General features: G+C 64.8%; 21 protein-coding genes. 7 read left to right on the forward strand and 14 right to left on the reverse strand.

Annotation, left to right across the window (positions count from 1 at the left end; genetic code table 11):
- Positions 1-242 precede the first annotated feature (242 nt).
- From EOD43_RS21875 to EOD43_RS21885, 3 genes are all read right to left on the reverse strand, one after another.
- On the reverse strand, positions 243-536 hold the full coding sequence (locus EOD43_RS21875) for a hypothetical protein (RefSeq protein ID WP_127746448.1): 294 nt from the start codon (positions 534-536) through the stop codon (positions 243-245).
- Between the two features lie 112 nt (positions 537-648).
- Positions 649-1,647 (reverse strand): cysteine synthase A, encoded by a 999-nt coding sequence (locus tag EOD43_RS21880; protein WP_127746450.1) that lies wholly within the window; start codon positions 1,645-1,647, stop codon positions 649-651.
- A gap of 141 nt (positions 1,648-1,788) precedes the next feature.
- Positions 1,789-2,121: a hypothetical protein gene (locus EOD43_RS21885; protein WP_164857389.1), complete on the reverse strand. Its 333-nt coding sequence runs from the start codon at positions 2,119-2,121 to the stop codon at positions 1,789-1,791.
- Here EOD43_RS21885 and EOD43_RS21890 point away from each other — a divergent pair.
- The gene (locus tag EOD43_RS21890; RefSeq protein ID WP_127746453.1) at positions 2,111-2,614 is read left to right on the forward strand and encodes a DNA-deoxyinosine glycosylase; all 504 of its coding nucleotides are present in this window, start codon (positions 2,111-2,113) and stop codon (positions 2,612-2,614) included. The two genes, EOD43_RS21885 and EOD43_RS21890, sit on opposite strands and share 11 nt — an antisense overlap.
- A 92-nt stretch (positions 2,615-2,706) precedes the next feature.
- Complete coding sequence (locus EOD43_RS21895; protein WP_127746455.1) at positions 2,707-3,093, forward strand: hypothetical protein; 387 nt, start codon at positions 2,707-2,709, stop codon at positions 3,091-3,093.
- Between the two features lie 197 nt (positions 3,094-3,290).
- Here the strand turns inward: EOD43_RS21895 and EOD43_RS21900 are convergent, their stop codons facing one another.
- The 8 genes from EOD43_RS21900 to EOD43_RS21935 form a co-directional block, all read right to left on the reverse strand.
- The gene (locus tag EOD43_RS21900; protein WP_127746457.1) at positions 3,291-3,758 is read right to left on the reverse strand and encodes a VOC family protein; all 468 of its coding nucleotides are present in this window, start codon (positions 3,756-3,758) and stop codon (positions 3,291-3,293) included.
- Positions 3,759-3,795: 37 nt separating this feature from the next.
- A complete protein-coding gene (gene budC / locus EOD43_RS21905; RefSeq protein WP_127746459.1) occupies positions 3,796-4,575 on the reverse strand; it encodes a meso-2,3-butanediol dehydrogenase in 780 nt (259 codons plus the stop codon).
- 42 nt (positions 4,576-4,617) lie between these two features.
- Complete coding sequence (locus tag EOD43_RS21910) at positions 4,618-5,025, reverse strand: VOC family protein (protein WP_127746461.1); 408 nt, start codon at positions 5,023-5,025, stop codon at positions 4,618-4,620.
- A gap of 44 nt (positions 5,026-5,069) precedes the next feature.
- Positions 5,070-7,274, reverse strand: coding sequence for an acyl-CoA dehydrogenase family protein (locus EOD43_RS21915; RefSeq protein ID WP_127746463.1), 2,205 nt, complete (start codon positions 7,272-7,274; stop codon positions 5,070-5,072).
- Complete coding sequence (locus EOD43_RS21920) at positions 7,271-8,782, reverse strand: ANL family adenylate-forming protein (protein WP_127746465.1); 1,512 nt, start codon at positions 8,780-8,782, stop codon at positions 7,271-7,273. The genes EOD43_RS21915 and EOD43_RS21920 overlap by 4 nt, the downstream gene beginning before the upstream one ends.
- A gap of 2 nt (positions 8,783-8,784) precedes the next feature.
- Entirely contained in the window at positions 8,785-9,198 is a 414-nt protein-coding gene (locus tag EOD43_RS21925; RefSeq protein WP_127746467.1) for a Zn-ribbon domain-containing OB-fold protein, read from the reverse strand.
- A gap of 14 nt (positions 9,199-9,212) precedes the next feature.
- Positions 9,213-10,376 (reverse strand): thiolase family protein, encoded by a 1,164-nt coding sequence (locus EOD43_RS21930; RefSeq protein ID WP_127746469.1) that lies wholly within the window; start codon positions 10,374-10,376, stop codon positions 9,213-9,215.
- A gap of 109 nt (positions 10,377-10,485) precedes the next feature.
- Positions 10,486-11,385 (reverse strand): acyl-CoA thioesterase, encoded by a 900-nt coding sequence (locus EOD43_RS21935; RefSeq protein ID WP_164857390.1) that lies wholly within the window; start codon positions 11,383-11,385, stop codon positions 10,486-10,488.
- A 168-nt stretch (positions 11,386-11,553) separates the two neighbouring features.
- Here EOD43_RS21935 and EOD43_RS21940 point away from each other — a divergent pair, with 168 nt between their 5' ends.
- Genes EOD43_RS21940 through EOD43_RS21955 form a run of 4 tightly spaced genes read left to right on the forward strand, consistent with a single transcriptional unit; the run spans position 11,554 to position 14,444 of the window.
- Entirely contained in the window at positions 11,554-12,399 is an 846-nt protein-coding gene (locus tag EOD43_RS21940) for an SDR family NAD(P)-dependent oxidoreductase (RefSeq protein WP_164857391.1), read from the forward strand.
- A gap of 10 nt (positions 12,400-12,409) precedes the next feature.
- Positions 12,410-13,234 carry an SDR family NAD(P)-dependent oxidoreductase gene (locus EOD43_RS21945; protein WP_127746475.1) on the forward strand — a complete coding sequence of 275 codons (825 nt, stop codon included), beginning with the start codon at positions 12,410-12,412 and terminating at the stop codon, positions 13,232-13,234.
- The gene (locus EOD43_RS21950) at positions 13,222-13,743 is read left to right on the forward strand and encodes a nuclear transport factor 2 family protein (RefSeq protein ID WP_164857392.1); all 522 of its coding nucleotides are present in this window, start codon (positions 13,222-13,224) and stop codon (positions 13,741-13,743) included. Before EOD43_RS21945 ends, EOD43_RS21950 begins: the two co-directional genes overlap by 13 nt.
- Before the next feature lie 2 nt (positions 13,744-13,745).
- Positions 13,746-14,444, forward strand: a complete 699-nt coding sequence (locus EOD43_RS21955) for a hypothetical protein (RefSeq protein ID WP_127746479.1) — start codon at positions 13,746-13,748, stop codon at positions 14,442-14,444.
- Between the two features lie 311 nt (positions 14,445-14,755).
- On the opposite strand, the gene EOD43_RS21960 is transcribed toward EOD43_RS21955, so the two are convergent.
- From EOD43_RS21960 to EOD43_RS21970, 3 genes are all read right to left on the reverse strand, one after another.
- Positions 14,756-16,339 carry a hypothetical protein gene (locus EOD43_RS21960; protein WP_164857393.1) on the reverse strand — a complete coding sequence of 528 codons (1,584 nt, stop codon included), beginning with the start codon at positions 16,337-16,339 and terminating at the stop codon, positions 14,756-14,758.
- 246 nt (positions 16,340-16,585) lie between these two features.
- On the reverse strand, positions 16,586-17,443 hold the full coding sequence (locus EOD43_RS21965) for a hypothetical protein (RefSeq protein WP_127746483.1): 858 nt from the start codon (positions 17,441-17,443) through the stop codon (positions 16,586-16,588).
- Between the two features lie 38 nt (positions 17,444-17,481).
- The gene (locus EOD43_RS21970) at positions 17,482-17,952 is read right to left on the reverse strand and encodes a nuclear transport factor 2 family protein (protein ID WP_164857394.1); all 471 of its coding nucleotides are present in this window, start codon (positions 17,950-17,952) and stop codon (positions 17,482-17,484) included.
- A gap of 122 nt (positions 17,953-18,074) precedes the next feature.
- On the opposite strand from EOD43_RS21970, the gene EOD43_RS21975 reads away from it, so the two are divergent.
- Positions 18,075-19,082: a LysR family transcriptional regulator gene (locus tag EOD43_RS21975; protein WP_164857395.1), complete on the forward strand. Its 1,008-nt coding sequence runs from the start codon at positions 18,075-18,077 to the stop codon at positions 19,080-19,082.
- The last annotated feature ends 15 nt before the right edge of the window (positions 19,083-19,097 follow it).

Genomic DNA, 19,097 nt, shown 5'->3' on the forward strand with positions numbered 1-19,097 from the left:
GATTTTATGGTTTCATACGGAATCTTATGGATCCGTTTGGGGATAATTCGGGAAAGCACGGCGCGGCCAGAGGATCGGGAAAGGCCGATTCCGGGCGTATGGAGCGGGCATTTCGCGTTCCTCAAAGCTGTGGATAAGTTTGCGAACAAAGCTGCGGGCCGTTGTGGGACGGCCCATGCAGCAAGTGTGAATCATTTTGCCGACGATGCCAATCCGGCCCCGCGGACCGGGCGAATCGCCGATCAGTTCGTGGGAGGAGCCGGCTCCGGCGCGGGCGGCGCGGTCTCGGTCGTGGACGGCTGCCCGCCCGGCGCGACGCCGAGTTCGGCGAGCGGATCCTTGGGCGCTTCGACGGCGGCGGTCTCGTTGTTCAAGACGGCTTCATTGTCCGCCTGCGCCGCATCGCGCGTGCGGAAACCGACGACGGCAGCCGCGAACAGCACCAGGAGCAGCACGGCGGCCAGCCCGGTGATCCCAATTCGAATGCGCTGCGTTTGATCGTCCGCCACGCGCCTTATGTCGGTGAGCGGATGCATGACGTCAATCTCCCCAATCGTCATTGCGAGCGCAGCGAAGCAATCCATTCCGCAGTTCGGAGTGGATTGCCGCGTCGACTACGGCTCCTCGCAATGACGAGGGAAAGGCGGATCAGCGCCGCAGCATCTCCGGCACCGGAAGGCCCTTGGCCTCCAGCCAGGCGGGGTTGAACAGCGAGGAGAGGTAGCGCATCCCGCTGTCACACAGCATCGTCACGACCGTCTTGCCCGGCCCCAATTCCCTGGCGAGCTTGATCGCGCCGGCGACGTTGATGCCCGAGGACAGACCCACGCACATCCCCTCGCGCTCGAGCAAGGCGAAGACCTGTTCCAGCCCCTCCTCATCCGAGACGCGGAACTGGGTGTCGATCGGGGCACCGTCGAGATTGCCGGTGATCCGGCTCTGGCCGATCCCCTCGGCGACGCTGTTCCCCTCGGCCTTCAATTCGCCGTGGGCGTAGAAATTGTAGAGCGCGGCGCCGTGCGGATCGGTGAGGCCGATCACCACGTCTTCGCTGAATTCCTTGAGGCCCAGCCCCACGCCCGCAATCGTGCCGCCGGTACCCGCCGCGCAGGTGAAGCCGTCGACCTTGCCACCGGTCTGCGCCCAGATTTCGGGCGCGGTGGTGCGGATATGCGCCAGCCGGTTCGCGGTATTATCGAACTGGTTGGCCCAGAGCGCGCCCTCCGTCTCCTCCGCGATGCGACGCGAGGTGTGGACGTAATGCGCGGGGTTCGAATAGGCCGTCGGCGGCACCAGGACGAGTTCGGCGCCCAGCGCGCGCAACGTATCCTGCTTCTCGCGGCTCTGCGTGTCGGTCATCACGATCACGGTCTTGTAACCGCGCGCATTGCCGACCAGCGCGAGGCCGATGCCGGTATTGCCCGCCGTCCCTTCGACGATCGTGCCGCCGGGCTTGAGCAACCCGCGCGCCTCCGCATCGGCGATGATCGCGAGCGCGGCGCGATCCTTGACCGATCCGCCGGGGTTCATGAACTCGCACTTGGCGAGGATATCGCAACCGGTCGCCTCGCTCGGCCCTTTCAGGCGGACGAGCGGGGTGTTGCCGATCAGGGCCAGCGCGTCGCCGGCAAAACTGTCTAGAGCCATGCGTGGGAGATAGCGGAGGCGGAACGGACTTGCCAACATAGCTTCTCTTGGCAGGCGCAGAGCGATGTTACCGTGAAAGCCACTATGGTTGCGGCTTTCGCGGCCTTTGTGGCTTTCGACATTGCAAAGAGCGAACGCCTTTTAGGGGCGCAGAAAGCCGATCCCGAAAGCAGCAGGCGGCAGGAAGGCGGGATCGATGGCGGCAATCGGTGTCTCGGCCGAGGTATCGGGGCGGCGCCCGCCGCGCGGACCTCCGCTTCGGCGACAGGGCATTGCAAGCTTGTCCGGACGCGGCGCACCCGCATCCATTACACGCACCATCACGCCCCCGCCGCCCTGCGCAAAAGCGCGGCGACCAACAAAGACGGACAAGACCAGCAGGATCAGGGCGCGGAGCATTTTGTCCGTATAGAACATATAGAGAACATTGTCAAGCCCCCCGCACCCTGCCAGAAGGCAGACGATGACCCGCAAGGCCAGCTTCGCGCCGATCGTCGATGCGCAGACGCGCGTGCTGCTGCTCGGCAGCCTGCCGGGCGAGGCGTCGCTGAAGGCGGAGCGTTATTATGCGCATCCGCAGAACCAGTTCTGGAAGCTGGTGGGCGGCGCGATCGGGGTCGATCTGCACGGGATGGATTATGACGCGCGGCTCGCGGCGTTGCGCGCGGCGCATGTGGGATTGTGGGACGTGGTGGCCGATGCCGTGCGCGCAGGCAGCCTGGACGGCGCGATCAAGGATCATCGCGGCAACGACCTGACCGGGCTGATCGCGACCCTGCCCGGCCTGCGCGCGATCGGCTTCAACGGCGGGACAGCGGCGCGAATCGGTCGCAAACTGTTGGCCGGCGCCGTGCATCCCCCGCTGATCGACCTGCCGTCGTCCAGCCCGGCCTTCACCAGACCGCTTCAGGAGAAACAGGCGGCGTGGGACACGATACGTTTTTGGCTCAGTGCAGCGAAAATCTGAATGCTTATTGCGCAATTGGCCGATTCTTAGGGCAAATGCGACCTTCGGCCTCTTGACGCAGCGCACACAAGACCGCCAAACACAGCCTCGCCATGAAGATCAAGCACATCCTCTCCGCCGCCGCGCTGGGCGCCTCGCTGCTCCTCGCCGCCTGTGATTCCAAGCCCGAGACCGTCGTCGCTGGTGACATTCCGGATCCGGACGCCGCCAAGCTGAACGCGGCCGCCCCGGTCGAGCTGCCGCCGTCGATCGTGTCGAGCCACACCTATCGCTGCAAGGACAACAGCCTGGTCGACGTGTCGTTCTTCGACAACAACACCGCCACGCTGAAGACCGACAAGGCCGGCGCGACCACGACGCTGACCGCGCCGGAAGCGGGCAAGCCCTACGTCGCCGAAGGCGGCTACAGCATCACCGGTGGTGGCTCGAACATCGAGCTGACCGCGCCGGGCAAGGGCACGCTGAGCTGCAAGGCCTAAGCCTTCGCTCCATCCCATTTCGAAGGCCGGCGGGGCGACCCGCCGGCCTTTTTCTTTTGGCCGTCTTTGATCCTCCCCGGCACGGGGAGGGGGACCGCGAAGCGGTGGAGGGGGTTTGCCACAGGCGATCCGCCCAGCCTCCAGCCCCCTCCACCATCCTTCGGATGGTCCCCCTCCCCGTTCCGGGGAGGAATTAATTACGCAAATTGTTCAGCGAACGCCTTCATGCGGCGCTTCATCTCGTCGGGCGTGACATCCTCGACATGGGTGGCGAGCATCCATTTGTGGCCGAACGGATCGACCACGCCGCCCATCCGATCGCCCCAGAACTGGTCGGTCAGGGGCTTGTCCTCGCTGCAGCCCGCGTCGATCGCGCGTTTGAAGGCGGCGTCGACATTGTCGAGATAGACCATCAGGCTGCCCGATGCGCCGCCCAGCGTCTTGGGGCCGCAGATCTTCATCTCCGGAAACTCGTCCGCGAGCATGATGATCGCATTGCCGACGCGGATCTCGGCATGGCCGACGCGGTCGCCCATCTGCATGCGCATGATTTCGACCGCGCCGAATGCCTTGCCGTAAAACTCGATCGCGGCGGCCGCGCCGTCGATCGTGAGATAGGGGGTTACGCTGGTATAGCCTTCGGGGGGATTTTTGACCGCCGACATCCTCATCCTCCTGCGACTCGCATTGGATGAGGACAGCTTACCTTTTGTAGGCCTGCGTCAGGAAGCCGACGATGTCGGGCTGGCCCGTATGCGCCGTGAGGCCGCCGTCGACCGCGATATTCTGCCCGGTCAGATAGGATGCGTCGTCGCTGGCGACGAAGGCGATGACCTTAGCGATCTCCTCCGCCTTGCCCACGCGGCCCATCGGGGTGACGCGGCCGAATTCGGCGAGCAGTTCGGCGGGCATATGCGCCATCAGCGGGGTATCGATCGGGCCGGGGCTGACCGCATTCACCCGCACGCCCTGCGCCGCATAATCGATCGCGAGATTTTTGGTGAGACCGAGCACGCCCGCCTTCGCGCTGTTATAGGCGGCGAAGCCATAGTCGGCGCCCATGCCCGAAATCGACGCGGTGGTGACGATATTGCCCTTCGCCGCGATCAGGTGCGGCAGCGCCTTGCGGCTGGCGAGGAAGACGGCGTCGAGATCGATCGCGATCACCTTACGCCACATCGCGGGATCGAGATCGGCGGCCTTGCCCAGCGCGCCGATGCCGGCATTGTTGACGAGGATGTCGAGCTTGCCGAACTTGGCGATGCAGGCGTCGATCATCGCCTCCGCCTGATCGCCGTCGGAAAGGTCCGCGACGTGGGCGACGGCTTGGCCGCCCAGTTCGGTGACGAAGGCGTCGAGCTTGTCGGCGGCGATATCGACCGCGAAGATCGCGGCCCCCTCCGCCGCCATCAGCCGCGCGGTGGCCGCACCGATGCCGCTCGCCGCGCCCGTGATCAGCGCAACCTTGCCTTCGAACCGCATAACCTCTCCCATCTTTTCCGATTGCGCTTCGGATAACGGGTTTCAGAGATCGCGGAAGTTCATTTCGAGCATGATGCCGTTGGGATCGACCGCGAACAGCTGCAGCATGTTGATGGACGGAATCGCATTTTCGCTGACATCGAGACCGGCCGCCTCCAGCCGCCGGCGCATGTCGGGCGCGTCGGTGCACGCGATCGCGACGTGATGGACCGCACCGCTCCCGTTCGCGGGCGTGAACGGGTGGGTGCCGTCGCTGGGATAATTGAGTTCGGCGCTACCGACGTGGATGATCGGGCGCTTCGCGGTGTCGAGCACCCAGCCCGACCGGGTGATGTCGTTCGCGCCGGGCGCGGGCACCACCTCCATCCCCAGCACGTCGCGATAGAAAGCGAGCGTGCCGGCGATGTCGGTCGTCCGGACGTTGACATGATCGAGCGCGGCAACGGGCATGGTTTCACTCCTCTCCGTGGCGCGCCCTTTTTGAGCTTCGCCGTTTAGCGGCTGCGCGGCAGGCCCAGCTCCTTTTCCGCGACCTGGCTGCGCTGCACCTCGCTGGTGCCGCCATAGATGGTGGTGGCGGCGGCGTGGCGGTGGAGCAGTTCCAGCTCGCCAGTGCCGTGCTTGCCCAGCCACTGCGTGTCGGGTGCTGCGAGATCGAGCAGATCATGCCCGTCGCGCAGGAACAGTTCGGACGAAAACAGCTTCGACATCGGGCCGGTGCCGCGATCGTTCGGGTCCTTCTCCTGCTGCCACAGCGCGCGCATCACGGTGAGCCGCGACAGTTCGACATGGGTGGCCGACTGGGCGAGGCGTTCGACGATGCGATCATTTTCCAGCGCGGGGCGGCCGTGGCGGGTGGCGGACTTCGCCCAGGCGACCGCTTCGCTGTACAGCCGCTTGTGCGGGCCGAAGAAGCCGTAGCCGCCCTGTTCGAGCGAGAGCGCGAAGCCCAGCACCTCGGTGCCCCCACCGACCGCGCCGAGACGATGATCGTCGCTGATCCGCACGTCCGAATAGAAGGTGGCGTTGGTCCGTTCCTCCTGGAAGGTGAAGACCGGGTGGATCTCCACGCCCTTGTCGTCCAGCGGCACGAGGAACATCGTGATGCCCGCATGCTTGGGCGCATCGGGATCGGTGCGGGTGAGCAGCATCACCCAGCTAGCGAGGTTCGCGCCGCTGGTGAACATCTTCTGCCCGTTGATCACCCAATCATCGCCGTCGCGGACCGCCTTGGTCTTCGCCGCGAAGATGTCCGAGCCCGAGGAGGGTTCGGAATAGCCGAGGCTGACGATCTTCTCACCGCTGGCCAGCTTGGGCAGGATTTCCTTCTTCGCCCAATCCGACCCGTAGCGCATGATGCACGAGCCGATGAAGTTGGTGACGTTCTGCGCATGCGCGGTGACGCCCAGTTCGTCCCACACGTCGAGGCCCGCGAGCGAATCGAAGTGGCTGAGGCCCATCCCGCCATGTTCGACCGGCCAGTCCGGGAACAGCAGCCGTTCCTTGCCCATCGCCATGTTCAGGCCGACATCGTGGCCGTCGAACGAATAATGCGCCTTGGCATGCCATTCGGGCGTCAGATTCTTTTCGAAGAAGTCGCGCAGCTGGGTGCGCAGCGCCTTGCCCGCATCGCTCCATTCGAAATCGATCTGGATCGGTCCGGCTTCGGGCAGCGGCACCTGCGTGTCGCCGAACAGGCGCTTGCCCGCGACCAGCAGTTCGTCACGCGGATCGCCATATTGGAGCGCGATACCCTTGGCGCGGCGATGATAGAGCTGGATGTCATATTCGTTGGTGAGGCCGTAGCCGCCGAAGGTGTGGAGCGCGCGGGCAACCGCCTCGCCCGACGCCTTGGCCGCCCACCAGAAGGCCATCGAGACCGTGGCCGCCGCCTCCGGATCGCGATCGGCGATCTTGCGGACCGCGGACCAGACCAGCATCTTCGCGCCGACCATGTCGGCGTGCCGATCGGCGAGCGGATGCGCGACACCCTGAAACGATCCGATCAGGCGATCGAACTGCTTGCGCTCGCGCGCATATTCGGCCGCCATTTCGATCGAGCGGCCGCCGAGGCCCGAGAGGAAGGCGGCGGTGAGCAGCTTCCATTCCTCGACCACCGCCAGATAGGCGCGCTTGGCGGCATCGCCCTTGGCAATCACGGTAGCGGCGGGGCCGTCGCCATCGAGAACCATCGTCGCGATCGGCAGGCTGCCGTGGTTCGGCGCGACCTTGTTCGCGGGTTCGACCGAGGCGAGGCGGACCTCGTCACCGACGAGGTGGAGCACGCCGCTGGCCACCGCGCCGCCGGGGATCAGCTGCGCAACGCCCTTTTCGGTCGGCGCGGTCGCCAGCGTGACGACCGTGTCGCCCGCAACGACATCCGCCAGCAGCGCATCCTGCCCGCCCAGCTGCGCCAGCAGACGCGCGGCGACGATCACTTCGACGATCGGGGCCGAGGCGAGCGTGCGGCCGGCCTCTTCCAGGATCAGCGCGACATCGAACAGGCCGAAGTCCGCATCGCCGCCCTCACCCGGCAAACGCATGCCCAGCGCGCCGAGTTCGCCCAGCCCCTTGAGCAGCGCGGGATCGTGGCCCAGCGCCTCGTTGGCGCGGACGCGGGCGATGGTCGACTCATCCTCGAAGAAACGACGGAACGTCTCGACGAGCATCACTTGTTCGTCGGTGAGCGCGAGGTTCATGCGGCAGCCTCTTCCTTCTTATCTGCGAACATGGCGCGCACCTTGCCGAGATCGACCTTGAGCGACACCGTGCGCGGCATCGTATCGATGAAACGCATTATAGCGGGAACATTGGTAGAGGGGAGTTTGCTGCGGACAACCTGCTGCAGCTCCTCCTCCGTGGGGGCGGAGACGCCCTCCTTGAGCTCGATCAGCGCGGCCGGAACCTGCCCCAGACGCGGATCGGGCGCGCCGACGACGCAGGCGACCGCAACCGCCGGATGCTCCATCAACGCCGCCTCGATCGGCCCCGGCATCATCTTGAACCCACCCCGGCTGATCGCGCCATCGGCGCGGCCGCGGATGAACAGGAAATCATCCTCGTCGATCACGACGATGTCGGTGGTGCGGATCCAGTCGGGGCCGACATAGGGGACGAAGACTTCGAGCAGCCCTTCCTCGTTCGGGCCGAGCACCTTCGTCGGATCGTTCTGATCCACGACGCGCAGCTTGACGCGCGGGTCGGCGCGGCCCGCCGTGCCGAACTTCGCCTCGCCATACTTCTTGTGGAGATCGGCGGTCATATAAGCCGCCGCACCCGCAAATTCGGTCGCGCCATAGGAGTAGAGGATCGGCACGCCGAACCTCTTTTCGAAGGCGCGCCACAGGCCGTGATCCAGCCCGGTCATCCCCATGCTGATATAACCGACGCCCGCCAGCGCATCGTCGGGCAGGTCGCTGTCGAGCAGCGTGCGCACGCCCGCCGCCGGCAGGATCATCGCCGCCGGCTTGTAGGTCTGCGCGAATTCAAGCCATTCGGGCAGGTTGAAGCGCGACAGCAGCCGCACCCGCCGCCGTGCGACCGCATAAGGCAGCATCGAATAGATGCCGGAGATATTGGAGAAGGGGAACTGGACGATCCCCGGCGGCAGCGCCTGCCCATCGACCGCGCCCGCATCGAGCATGTTACCCTCGATGATCGCCGAATAGATCGTGCGATAGGGGGTCGGCTGGCGCTTGGGCGCGCCGGTGGTGCCGCTCGACAGCAGCTCGATTACCGGCTCGTCGGTGGCCCCGCGCAGATGCGATCGATCGGCGGTGAGCGAACCCTGCAGATGGCGCACCGGCTCGGGATCGAGCGCGCTGGCCAGGCCGATCGCGAGCGCGCCTTCCGGAAGCGCCGTAAGCATTTCGGGCGCCCAATCGTCGATGCAGGCGATGTAGGCGGGGACGTCGAGCTTCTTCATGTCCGCCGCGATCACGGTCGGCGCCTGAAAGCCGTAGATCATCGAAATGCTGCGCTTGCCCGCCAGCAGGGCGAGCAAAGCGGCTGCGAACACAGGCGAGCTTTGCGGGATGAAGGCGACCGGAACGCACGGCCCGATCCCGGCTTCGTCAAGCAACCCGTTGAGCGCATTCGCGACGCGGGAGATGTCCCCCCAGCGAATGAGCTGATCCTTGAACTCGATGGCGATCGCATCCGGATCGCCCTCGAACGCTTTCGCGACGACCGTGTCGAGGCTTGCCATCGTCAGGCCGCCTTGAAGCGCCAGATCGAGATATCCTCGTCCGCGATATCTTCGAACACGACCTGCATCCGCATGCCGACCTTCAGATCCTCATGCGGGGTATCGACGATGTTGCCGAGCATCACCATCGAACGCGGCCGCTCGTCCAGCTCGACCAGCGCAGTAACATAAGGCGACGGGAAGCCCGGAGGGCCGCGGCTGACGATCGACCAGGTCATCAACGTGCCGTAGCCGCTGGCCGGGGTCCAAACCTGATCCTCGGACAGGCAGGTGCGGCAGCCCGGATAGGGAATCCAGTTCCAGTCGCCGCAATTCTGGCACTTGGGGATCACCAGCCGATGCTCGGCCGCCGCCTCCCAGAAGGGTTCGGTGCCGGGCGACTTGGCGGGCAGCGGGCGGAGATAGGGTTCGCTCATCTCTAAAATCCTTCTCAGTCCGCAGCCATGATCGCGACGCCGGCGAGGCCGTGAACGGCCCAGCCCTGCGCCAGCGTCAGCCCGATCTTCGCATCGGGCACCTGCCGTTCGCCGCATTCGCCGCGCAGCTGCTTGACGACCTCGATCGTGTGCATGCCGCTGGGATTGCCGTTGTGGCTGTGGCTCAACAGGCCGCCATCGGTGTTCGACGGCATCTTGCCGCCCAGCCGCAGATGCCCCGCCTTGATATAGTCCGCGCCCTCGCCGAGCTTGCAGAAGCCCAGCTCCTCCAGATCGCGCGCGACCGTGACGGGGAAGCAATCGTAGAGGCCGGCGACGTCGATATCGTCGTGCGTCACGCCCGAATTGCCGAACGCCATCTCGCCGACGCGACGCACCGCCGCGCCTTCGTTCGAGATCCACGGCGACGTGATCGTGCGATAGCTGTCGGTATAGGTCGCTTCGGCACCGCCCAGCACCCAGATCGGCTTCTTCTTACAATCGCGGGCGATATCCTCGGCCGCCACCACGATCGCGTAACCGCCGTCATTGTCGAGCGGGCATTCGAGCAGGTGGAGCGGATCGGCGATCGGGCGCGAGTTCATCACGTCGTCGACGGTGATCTCACCGCGCTTGCCCATGATCGACGCCGGATTGAGCGTCGCGTGGTAGCGGGCGATCACCGAATATTCGGCCAGATCCTCTTGGCGGACGTTGAACTGGTGCATGTAGGCGCGGGTCCACATCGCGTACCACACCGACATATAGGCGCCGTGGACCATATAGTCCCAGTCGTCGACGCGCGGCGCCTTGTCGTGGCGCTTCTGCGCGCCGGGGCCGTTGCCGTTATTGGCGTTGCCGAAATAGATCACGCAGACCTTGCACAGCCCCGCATCGATCGCCGCCGCGGCCTTGGCGACCGCGCCCGCGCCCGAACCGACGTCGAGATAGGTGATCGGCTTGCCGCCCAGCTGCTCGGTCCACGCCATGTGGAGGTTGAGCGGGGTGACATAGGCCATCGGGATCAGGCCATCGACCTGATCGGGCCGCAGCCCGGCGTCATCGAGCGCGCCCTTGATCGCCTCCAGCTCCAGCGACCAGGCGGTGCGCGGAAGCCCCCTGCCCTGTTCGGTCAGATAGACCCCGACGACCGCGGCTTTTCGCGACGGAAATGCCATTCAACAAGCTCCCCACTGGCGCGGCCCCAGGCCCTGCGCAAATCTATCTAGAACCTTCCCATTGGAAGGGGCGGCCATTGCGTCAAACGCAAACGGCGCATCGCTTTGATTACGGAAAGGCATCGCCCGCCTTTCGAGACAGGCGCACCACGCCTTCCTGTGTGAAGGTCGCGACCAGCGCGCCGGCACGGTCGTGAAACGATCCGCGCACCAGCGCGCGGCCGCCCTGGGCGGAGACGAGTTCGGTCGAACAGAGCAGCCAGCCATTGGCGTCGAAATCGCGGTGGAACCACATCGCATGATCGAGGCTGACGACCGACAGATCGCGGTTCGACCAGCCAAGGCCGAAGGGCAGCAGCGCAACCTCCAGCGCGGGATAGTCGCTGATGTACGCGAGGGCGGCGCGATGGAGCATCGGATCGTCGCCCAATGCCTCCTGCGATCGCACCCACAACCGCTGCACGCCGGGGCGCGGCGGGCCGCCGGGATTGGGATCGATCCAGCGCGGCTCGAAACCCGTCGGGCGCAGCGCGGTGAGTATCAGGTGCGCGGGATCATTCGTGTCGGTCGGCCCGCCGGCGCGCAGTTCGGGGAGATCCTCCGGCGCGGGGACGACGGGCGCGTCGAACGCCTGATGCTCCAGCCCGTCCTCGGGCCGCTGGAACGAGGCCGACAGCGCGAAGATCTCACGCCCGTTCTGGAAGGCGCGGGCGCGGCGGATCGAGTAACTGGCGCCGTCCTTGACGCGATCGACCTCGAAATCGATCAGCGAGGCGACATCGCCGCGCACGCCGAAATAGGCGTGGAGCGAATGGGCGACCTGCCCCTCCACCGTATTCGCCGCCGCGAGCAGCGCCTGCGCCATCAGCTGCCCGCCATAGACGCGCGGCCGCGTCTGCGAGTTGCGGCCGATGAAACGGTCCTTGCCCGCCGGCTCCAGCGACAAGGCCGCCCGAAGCCCGCTCGGCACGTCCGCACGCTCGCCACTGCCCTGAGTCTCTCCCAACATAGAGTTCACTCTATTGAGGATGGCAGGCGCGCGCGCAATGGCGGAAAGCGAAACTCTGTCATGCAATGGCCGCATCGATCGGCCGCGATAATAGCATTTGCTACATCGATCGGCTGTGCGACACCTTTTTGGACAGACCGGTACGGCCGGCGGCGAGAGGAGGCGGAGATGGGCGCCAGAGCATTGGCTGGACAGGTCGCGCTGATCACCGGCGGCAGCGGATCGATCGGCAGCGCGACCGCGAAGGCGCTTGCGGCCGATGGCGCCGCGATCCTGCTGATGGCGCGCGATGCCGCCAAGCTTGAGGCGACGGTGGCCGAATTGCGCAACCAAGGCGCGACGGTCGGCAGCTTCATGGGCGATGCGGGCAGCGAGGCCGACGTGAAGGCGGCGGTGGCGGCGGCGATCGCGCTGGGCGGGCGGATCGACATCGTCGTGGCGACGGTGGGCGGCGGCGGCGGATGGCGGCCGTTCATGTCGTACGAGGCCGAGGAGTTTCGCGCGATCGTCGAGCGCAATGTGATGACCACCTTCCTCGCGATCCGCCACGGCGCGGCGCGGATGGAGCATGGCGGATCGATCATCTGCCTGTCCGCCACCTCCACACAACAGGTCGTCCCCTATCTGGCCGCGGCCGCCACCGCCAAATCGGGGGTCGAGGCGCTGATGCGCGCGGCGGCCGAGGAGCTTTCGCCCGCCAACATCCGCGTCAATGCGGTGCGCCCCGGCCTGATCCCCGGCGGCAATACCGGGCGGCTGATGGCCCCCGACATGCTGGCGCGCGGCAAGGCGCAGATCCCCCTGTCTGCCCCCACCGGCCGCGTCGGCAGGCCGGAGGATGTGGCGGCGGCGATCCGCTTTCTCGCGGGGCCGGAATCGTCGTGGATCACCGGGCAGAGCTTCGCGATCGACGGCGGGCAGGAACTGCGCAAGGCGGCCGATTACGAGCCGATCGTGCGCGAACAGCATGACGAAGAGGCGTTCCGCATCGTCGGACATAAAGGCGCCATTTAGGGAGAGCGAGATGGACCTGCATCTGACGGGCAAGACCGCCGTCATCACCGGCGGCAGCGGCGGGATCGGTTACGGGCTGGTGATGGAGTTTGCGCGCGAGGGCGCGAACGTCGTCAACGCCAGCCGCAACGCCACCTTCGGCGAGGAGATCGCCCGGCGCGCGGCGGCCGAAGGGCTGCCCGGCAAGGTGATCGCGGTCGCGACCGACGTGACCGACCGCGCCTCCGTCGACGCGATGGTCGCGCGCGCCAATGCCGAGTTCGGGCCGGTCGACATCCTGATCAACAATGCCGGCGGCATCGCGACGCGCGGCGGCTTCGAGGAAATCCTGCCCGAGGATCGCGCGCAGGAGATCCGGCTGAACATCGACGGCGTCACCAACTGCATCCAGGCGGTGAGCCACGACATGCTGTCGCGGGGCACCGGATCGATCGTCAACATCTCGTCGCTGGCGGCTCTGGACGGACAGGCGGGGTATAACAGCGTGCATTATGGATCGGTAAAGGGCTTCGTCCAGTCGCTCAGCCGCACGCTGGCCTATGAATGGGGGCCGAAGGGGGTGCGCGTGAACGACATCGCGCCGGGATGGACCGTCCCCTACGACCTGACCGACGTGGGCGAGGGATCGGCGTGGAAGCGGATTGCTCTCCGCACCCCCGCCGAGATGGAGCAGGACCTGAAGGACGGGAAGCTGCGCAATACCCCCGAAATCCCGGTCGGGCGGCTGGGGCGGCCCGAGGATATCGCCAAGATGGCCTGTTTCCTGGCATCCGACGTCGCGGGCTACATCACCGGGCAATGCGTCGCGGTGTGCGGCGGCGTGTGGCAGAACTGACCATGAGCGCCGAGGATCGCATCGCCGAAGACCGGATCAAACGCCTCGAGGCCGAGGTCCGCGAACTGCGCGACCAGCTGGAGATCCGCGAGATTCTGGCCAAATATGGCTTCACCGCCGACATGGGGCATGCGCGCGCCTATGCCGATCTGTTCACCGAGGACGGGGTCTATGACCTGGACGACGGATGGACGATCGAGGGGCGCGATGCGCTGGCCGCGATGATCGAGGATCCGAACGGCCTGCACAAGCGCGAGATCGAGAACCGATCGCAGCATGTGCCCGCCAATATCTTCGTCCGGATCGACGGCGATACGGCGTGGTCGGAAAGCTATTCCCAAGTCCTCGTCGGCACGCCGGACAGCGGATATCGCGTGATGACGGCGGGGTACAATCGCTTCGATTACCGGCGCGTCGACGGCCGCTGGCTGATCAAGCGCCGCCTGCGCCGCGCGATCGGCGGGCCCGAATGGGGCGGCGAGACGATCAGGCGTTTTCAGGAAGGATGAGCATGGCAGGCACGGGCAAAGGCTTTGGGGTCGTTACCTTCTATCATCCGCCCACCCAACCCGACCTTGCGGGTTTCGAGGCGTGGCTGGCGGGCGATCATCTGGCGGCGATGCGCGCGCTGCCCGGCTTCGTGCGCATCCTGCCCTTCCGGATTGCGGGGCATCAGATCCTGAAGGATCAGCCGCAGCCGCATCAGGGCGTCCTGATCCACGAATTTGCGGACGGGCCGACGGCGGAGCAGATCGCCGCGATCGGCGCGTCGTTCGACGCCGCGCCCGCGCTGGCGGGCCGGGCGGCGCATGTCTTCGAATGGCTGGCCGACTGGCGGCGCCAGCCGGGGACGTCGGACGCGGTGAGCCACCTCACCCTCGTCATGGCCAATGCCAATGCGGGGCAGGATGCGGCCTATAATGCGTGGTATGAGGATTATCATATCGCCGACACGCTGACCGTGCCCGGCAATGTCGCGATGCGCCGGGGTAAGCTTTCGCCGACCCAGATCGCCCCCGCCAACGCCCGCCCCGCCGGCTATGTCGTGATGGTGGCGATGCAGACCGACGACGTGATCGCGACCACCGGCGAAACGGGCCTGCGCAGCATCGGCAAGAGCGAGAGCGGCTACGTCTTCAACCCCCGCTCCCCCGCCGTATCCGACGACCGCACGATCCATGTGCTGGAGGCGACGGGGGCCCTCGCCTAAAATCCTCCCCCGGCGGGGGAGGTGGCAATCTGAAGGACTGACGGAGGGGTATTCTTCGGCAGCGATATTTATTGTGGAGAGCTACGCCTCCACCGGCTGCGCCGGTCCCCCTCCCCTTCTCGGGGAGGACCTAAAAACGTCGAGTCGCAGCGTCACGCTCGCGGCTCGAAAGTTGTCAAAGTTGTCACGACGTCCCCCTCAAAACGCATTCTATTGATTAGCATTCGCAATAATATCGAGGCAGCCAACAGTGAGAAAGAGCGACGCGCGAGCGCGATAGGGTTGATATGTACTCTATTTGTTCCTTTTTGTCAAGCTCTCGCTTGAAGGCCCAATCCTCCTAGCGCGTCTGCAGCAGGTCCTAGGGCCGCATTCGCTTCGGCGGGAACAGGTAATTGTGCCACTCGATTTAATTCGACTTCGACTTGCTTGGCGTGAGCACCGTTGAGCGACGGCCAACGGAAGAAGCGCACTGTATCTGTCGTCTCAAAGAACAAAGTTACATCGTAGCTAGATCCACTCAATAGCCCCTGCCCGACAACGGAGATTTGGCCACCGTAGCATATGCCCTGAAATGTCAGATCACCCTCAAGATCAGTACCGTTCAAGCGCGCACGGCACCGAGCGTTACCCGCAACTAAAGAAGCGGTGATCCATCCGTCGGCGCTGGAAAATTGTCCTTCAAACGCACCTCTCCGCTGGAAATGGCGAAGGGCTAACGAAATCGAACGCGCTAGCGGCCGCCTCTGCTCGGAAACCGAATTTTCCGTTTCTTCCTTGCTGTCAGCAACCGCACGGCGCGCAGCTAGAAGTTGGCGACGCGCTTCAGCGTGCAGCTCAGCTGCATCCCCTGCAGCCTCATCGGTGAGAAGCAGATGCTCTGCAGCCTTTAAATAGCCGTCCGAGATCATCAGCTGCGCTAAATTTGCTTTAGCGAAAGCATCGCCTGCTTCCGCGGCACGTTCATATTCAGAAATTTGAAGCGGCTTATCAAAGTGGCCATATAAAATGGCACGATTGTTGATAGAAACGCCCCCCTCATCGCCCCAAATGATATGCTTGTCATACATGGTTATAGCCGCCGCCCAGCGGCCACGCCTTTCGGCATACGCATATGCTAATCGGAAAATATTTGCGCGTTCGGACGGACAAATTTCACCAGCCCATTCGCGCGCTAGAAGATGCCCCTCCTCATGCCCAGCATCTTTCAACAGGCCAGCATAAGTTATCAGAAGTTCGCCTTTGGCAGCGGGTGCCACTTGGGAATCGCACCATTCGGCGGCGAATGCTGCAGCTGGAGCAACGCCCCCCTCTTCAAACCTTAAGCGCAACCCAGAAGAAAGAACTGCGCCGAACCGCTTGGCGGTCTCTCGCTTGAGCCCTTCAATTAAATGTTCGCCTGCAGCCTGAAAATCATGTGTGGCGACGCTTAATTCCACGAGGATCGCGCTTGGAAGGGCCCATTGAGGATGATCCCGGACGAGACGCTTAAGCCCCTCGCTTCCATCTGCTGACCCAAGCCGAAACCGACGCCGCTGGTAGTCGGTCTCCCAAAACTCTCTGTCATTTTCGATTTCACTGCTAAACGCGTTGAACTTCTGATCGAGTTCAGAAAGCGTCTTCGCTTCAATATATTCGATGAACGGAGAGTTGTGCTCCGCCTCAGCAGGCTGCCCGGCGCGGGCCTGCAACTCCGGAAGTAGTTCGCCATCGCCAATTGTCGCCGCATCCGGCAGTGTACTGACAGCTGCTTCGTCAGGCACTCCCGATTTTTGGGGACGCAATATCCGCAGGGTCCCCGACAGGATTGGAATATTAATCTCCACCCAGCCCACTGCCACCACAGCGACAACTATAAGGACGATGATCAGGATCAATAATACCGTTATAGGCAACCACAGCCCCGCAAGGGCATTTAGGAACGTGACCGCATAGTCAGCCGAAGGCGGACTGCCAGCGTTCGCGGGGATAGGTAAGGGCGTCTTCACAGCCCTCTAATAACTTGGATAGAATGCCGCGCAATGGCTTCGGCGGCAGATGCACCTCTGGCCAAGTAATGCAAACATTCACGAATCCCGAACACAGCTCCGAATTATAGCATCCCTGCGGGACTCAATAATAACGAGGTGCCCGCCCGTCCCTTAGAAGCCGACCGGTTTCTGGTTGGGGTCGGGTTCGTGGTCCATCGAGACGGAGTGGCCGCGGTCGAGGGGGTTGCTTTTGGCACCGACGAGGACGCGGCCGTCATAGGTGACGCCGCGCGCGGCGGCTTCGGCGCGCCATTCGAGGGCTTCCTTGTCGGTGCGGCGGGCGTCTTCGTAGGCGGGCCAGTCCGCGAACTTTGGGAGCGCCCAGATCATCAGGCCCTGATCGTCGTTGGTGAACAGGGTGCGATAGGAACCGACGAATTTGAGGCCCAGCCGCTCGGCGATCGGGACGTAGTGCTCAAGGTGGTTGAGGTGATCGTCGATCATGCCCGGCGGGGTGTTGATGTGGTAATGGAGATAGGCTTCGCCCTTCACGCCATTGGCGTAAAGCTCCTCCATCGTCGGGCTATAGGCGGTCGAGCACATCAGGCGGTCCATGCCCTGCGTGTCGGTGACACCCTCTGCAGCGCCGCCCCAGGCGAAGGCCCAGATGTCGCCCGCGCCGTCATCCGAATGGAAGTGCGACCAGGCGCCGGCGAGGCCATCGAACATCGCCGCCTTGTTCGGCCATTCCCACATGATCACGCCTTCGGCCCAGCGGTGGCTCATGCCGATCGTGCCCCACACGCCAAAGGCGCGGTTCGTGCCCGCGACCGATCCGGTCGCATCCGCCCAGTGCGAGAAATGATCGAGATAGGCGCGGCGATGCTTGACCGAAATGTCGAGCAGTTCGTGGCAGTAGATGCGTTCTTCGCGCGTATGCTGCGCGGGTTTCAGCAGCGCATCGCGATCGATCGCGCCGCCGACTTCGTAGCTGCCGGGCTTGCGGGTGGGCTCATAGGGATGCGACATCGGACGTCCTCTCGCTTGGCTTTATTGGCGCGGGGCTCTTAACGGCCGGTCGGTTCCATCTGCGCATAATTGGCGGGCCGTTCTTCATAGACCGGCTGGAACAGGAACATGGTGCGCTTGGCAAAATACCACTTGCCGTCGATGCGCACGCATTCGTCGAAATATTCGCAGACGAGCGCGCCGAAGCCGGGGGCCATCGGGGTCTGCATCAGGCACCAGCCCTTGGCCGTATCGCCATCGACCTTGATGATCTCATTGCTGATCAGCGGCAGGACCGCGCCGATCTTGCCGATCTGCGGCGCCAGGAAATCGCCCAGCGCCTTGTTGCCGTTGATGATGCCGCGGCCCTTGCCCGCGCCCATCGGGCCATCGAACACGCAATCCTCGGTAAACAGGCTGGCGACGCCGTATGCGTTTCCGCTGGAGGCGAAGCGGGCATAGGCCGATCGCAACTCGCTGATCTTCGCGCGCGATTCGACGGCGTCGATGCGTTCTTCCAAGGTGGCCAAGGCTGCACTCCCCGATATGATTATCCGCCGATATGTGTAGGCAGGGGCACCATGCACATGCATACCCTCTTTGCGGTATCCGACGACGGCGGGCAAAACCTATCACTCTTTGGGTGGAGAGAATGTCCCAGACTGTCGAGCGCGAATGGCATGATGCCGGCGATGCGCGCGTGAGCGAGCAGCGTGTCGTCGAGCATGGTGCCGCGCCCGAGGTTGCGGCGACGCCGCCGACCCCGCCGCTGCGCCATGTGATCCTGCGCCACCTGCCCTATTTCCTGGTCGTCGCGCAGGAGCAGCATTTCCATCGCGCGGCGACGATCCTGAACGTCACCCAATCGGCGCTGTCGCGGCGTATCCAGGCGCTGGAGGCCGAACTGGGCGTCGTGCTGTTCAACCGGGGGCAGCGCGGCGTGACGCTGACCGAGGCGGGGCGGATCTTCTACGAGGAATCGAAGCCGATCCTGAGCGAGTTCGAACGCGCGGTGGGCCGGGTGCGCGCGGTGGTGCGCGGCGAGGAAGGGCGGCTGCGCATCGCGATCAACGAGGGCGCGGTGCGTTCGCCCGCCGTCTCGACCGCGCTGCGCGACTATCGCCGCCTGCTGCCGCGCGTGAAGCTGGACATCATGCCGATGCTGACGTCCGAACAGCTGGACGGGCTGCGCAACCAGTCGATCGATCTGGGCATCCTCTATGATCTGGCGGGGATCGACCTGCCCGAGGCGCAGTTCGCGCACCATTTGATCGAGGAGGAGCCGATGGTGCTCGCCCTCCCCAACGATCATCCGCTGGCGACGCGCGACCTGAAGATCGAGGATCTGGCGAACGAGCCGCTGACGTGGCCGTCGCGCGATCGCGGCCGCTACCTGCACGACGCGATGATCGCCGCCTTCCAGGCATCGGGCCTCTCCCCCATCATGTCGATGGAGGTGCTGACCGCCGAGACGACGGTGAACCTGGCGGCGGCGGGGCTGGGCATGGGGTTCGTCGGCCAGCGCCAGCATGTGCCGCCGACGGTCGCGCTCAAGCCCGTGCTGGGCTTTGACGTCGCGCTGAAGCTGCAGCTGGTGTGGCAACGGAACAACCGGTTGCCGAGCCTGCGCCCGCTGCTGGAGCTGCTGGGCGCGGCCTGACCGACACAGATATAA

Source organism: Sphingomonas crocodyli, from assembly GCF_004005865.1.
Lineage (GTDB): Bacteria > Pseudomonadota > Alphaproteobacteria > Sphingomonadales > Sphingomonadaceae > Rhizorhabdus > Rhizorhabdus crocodyli.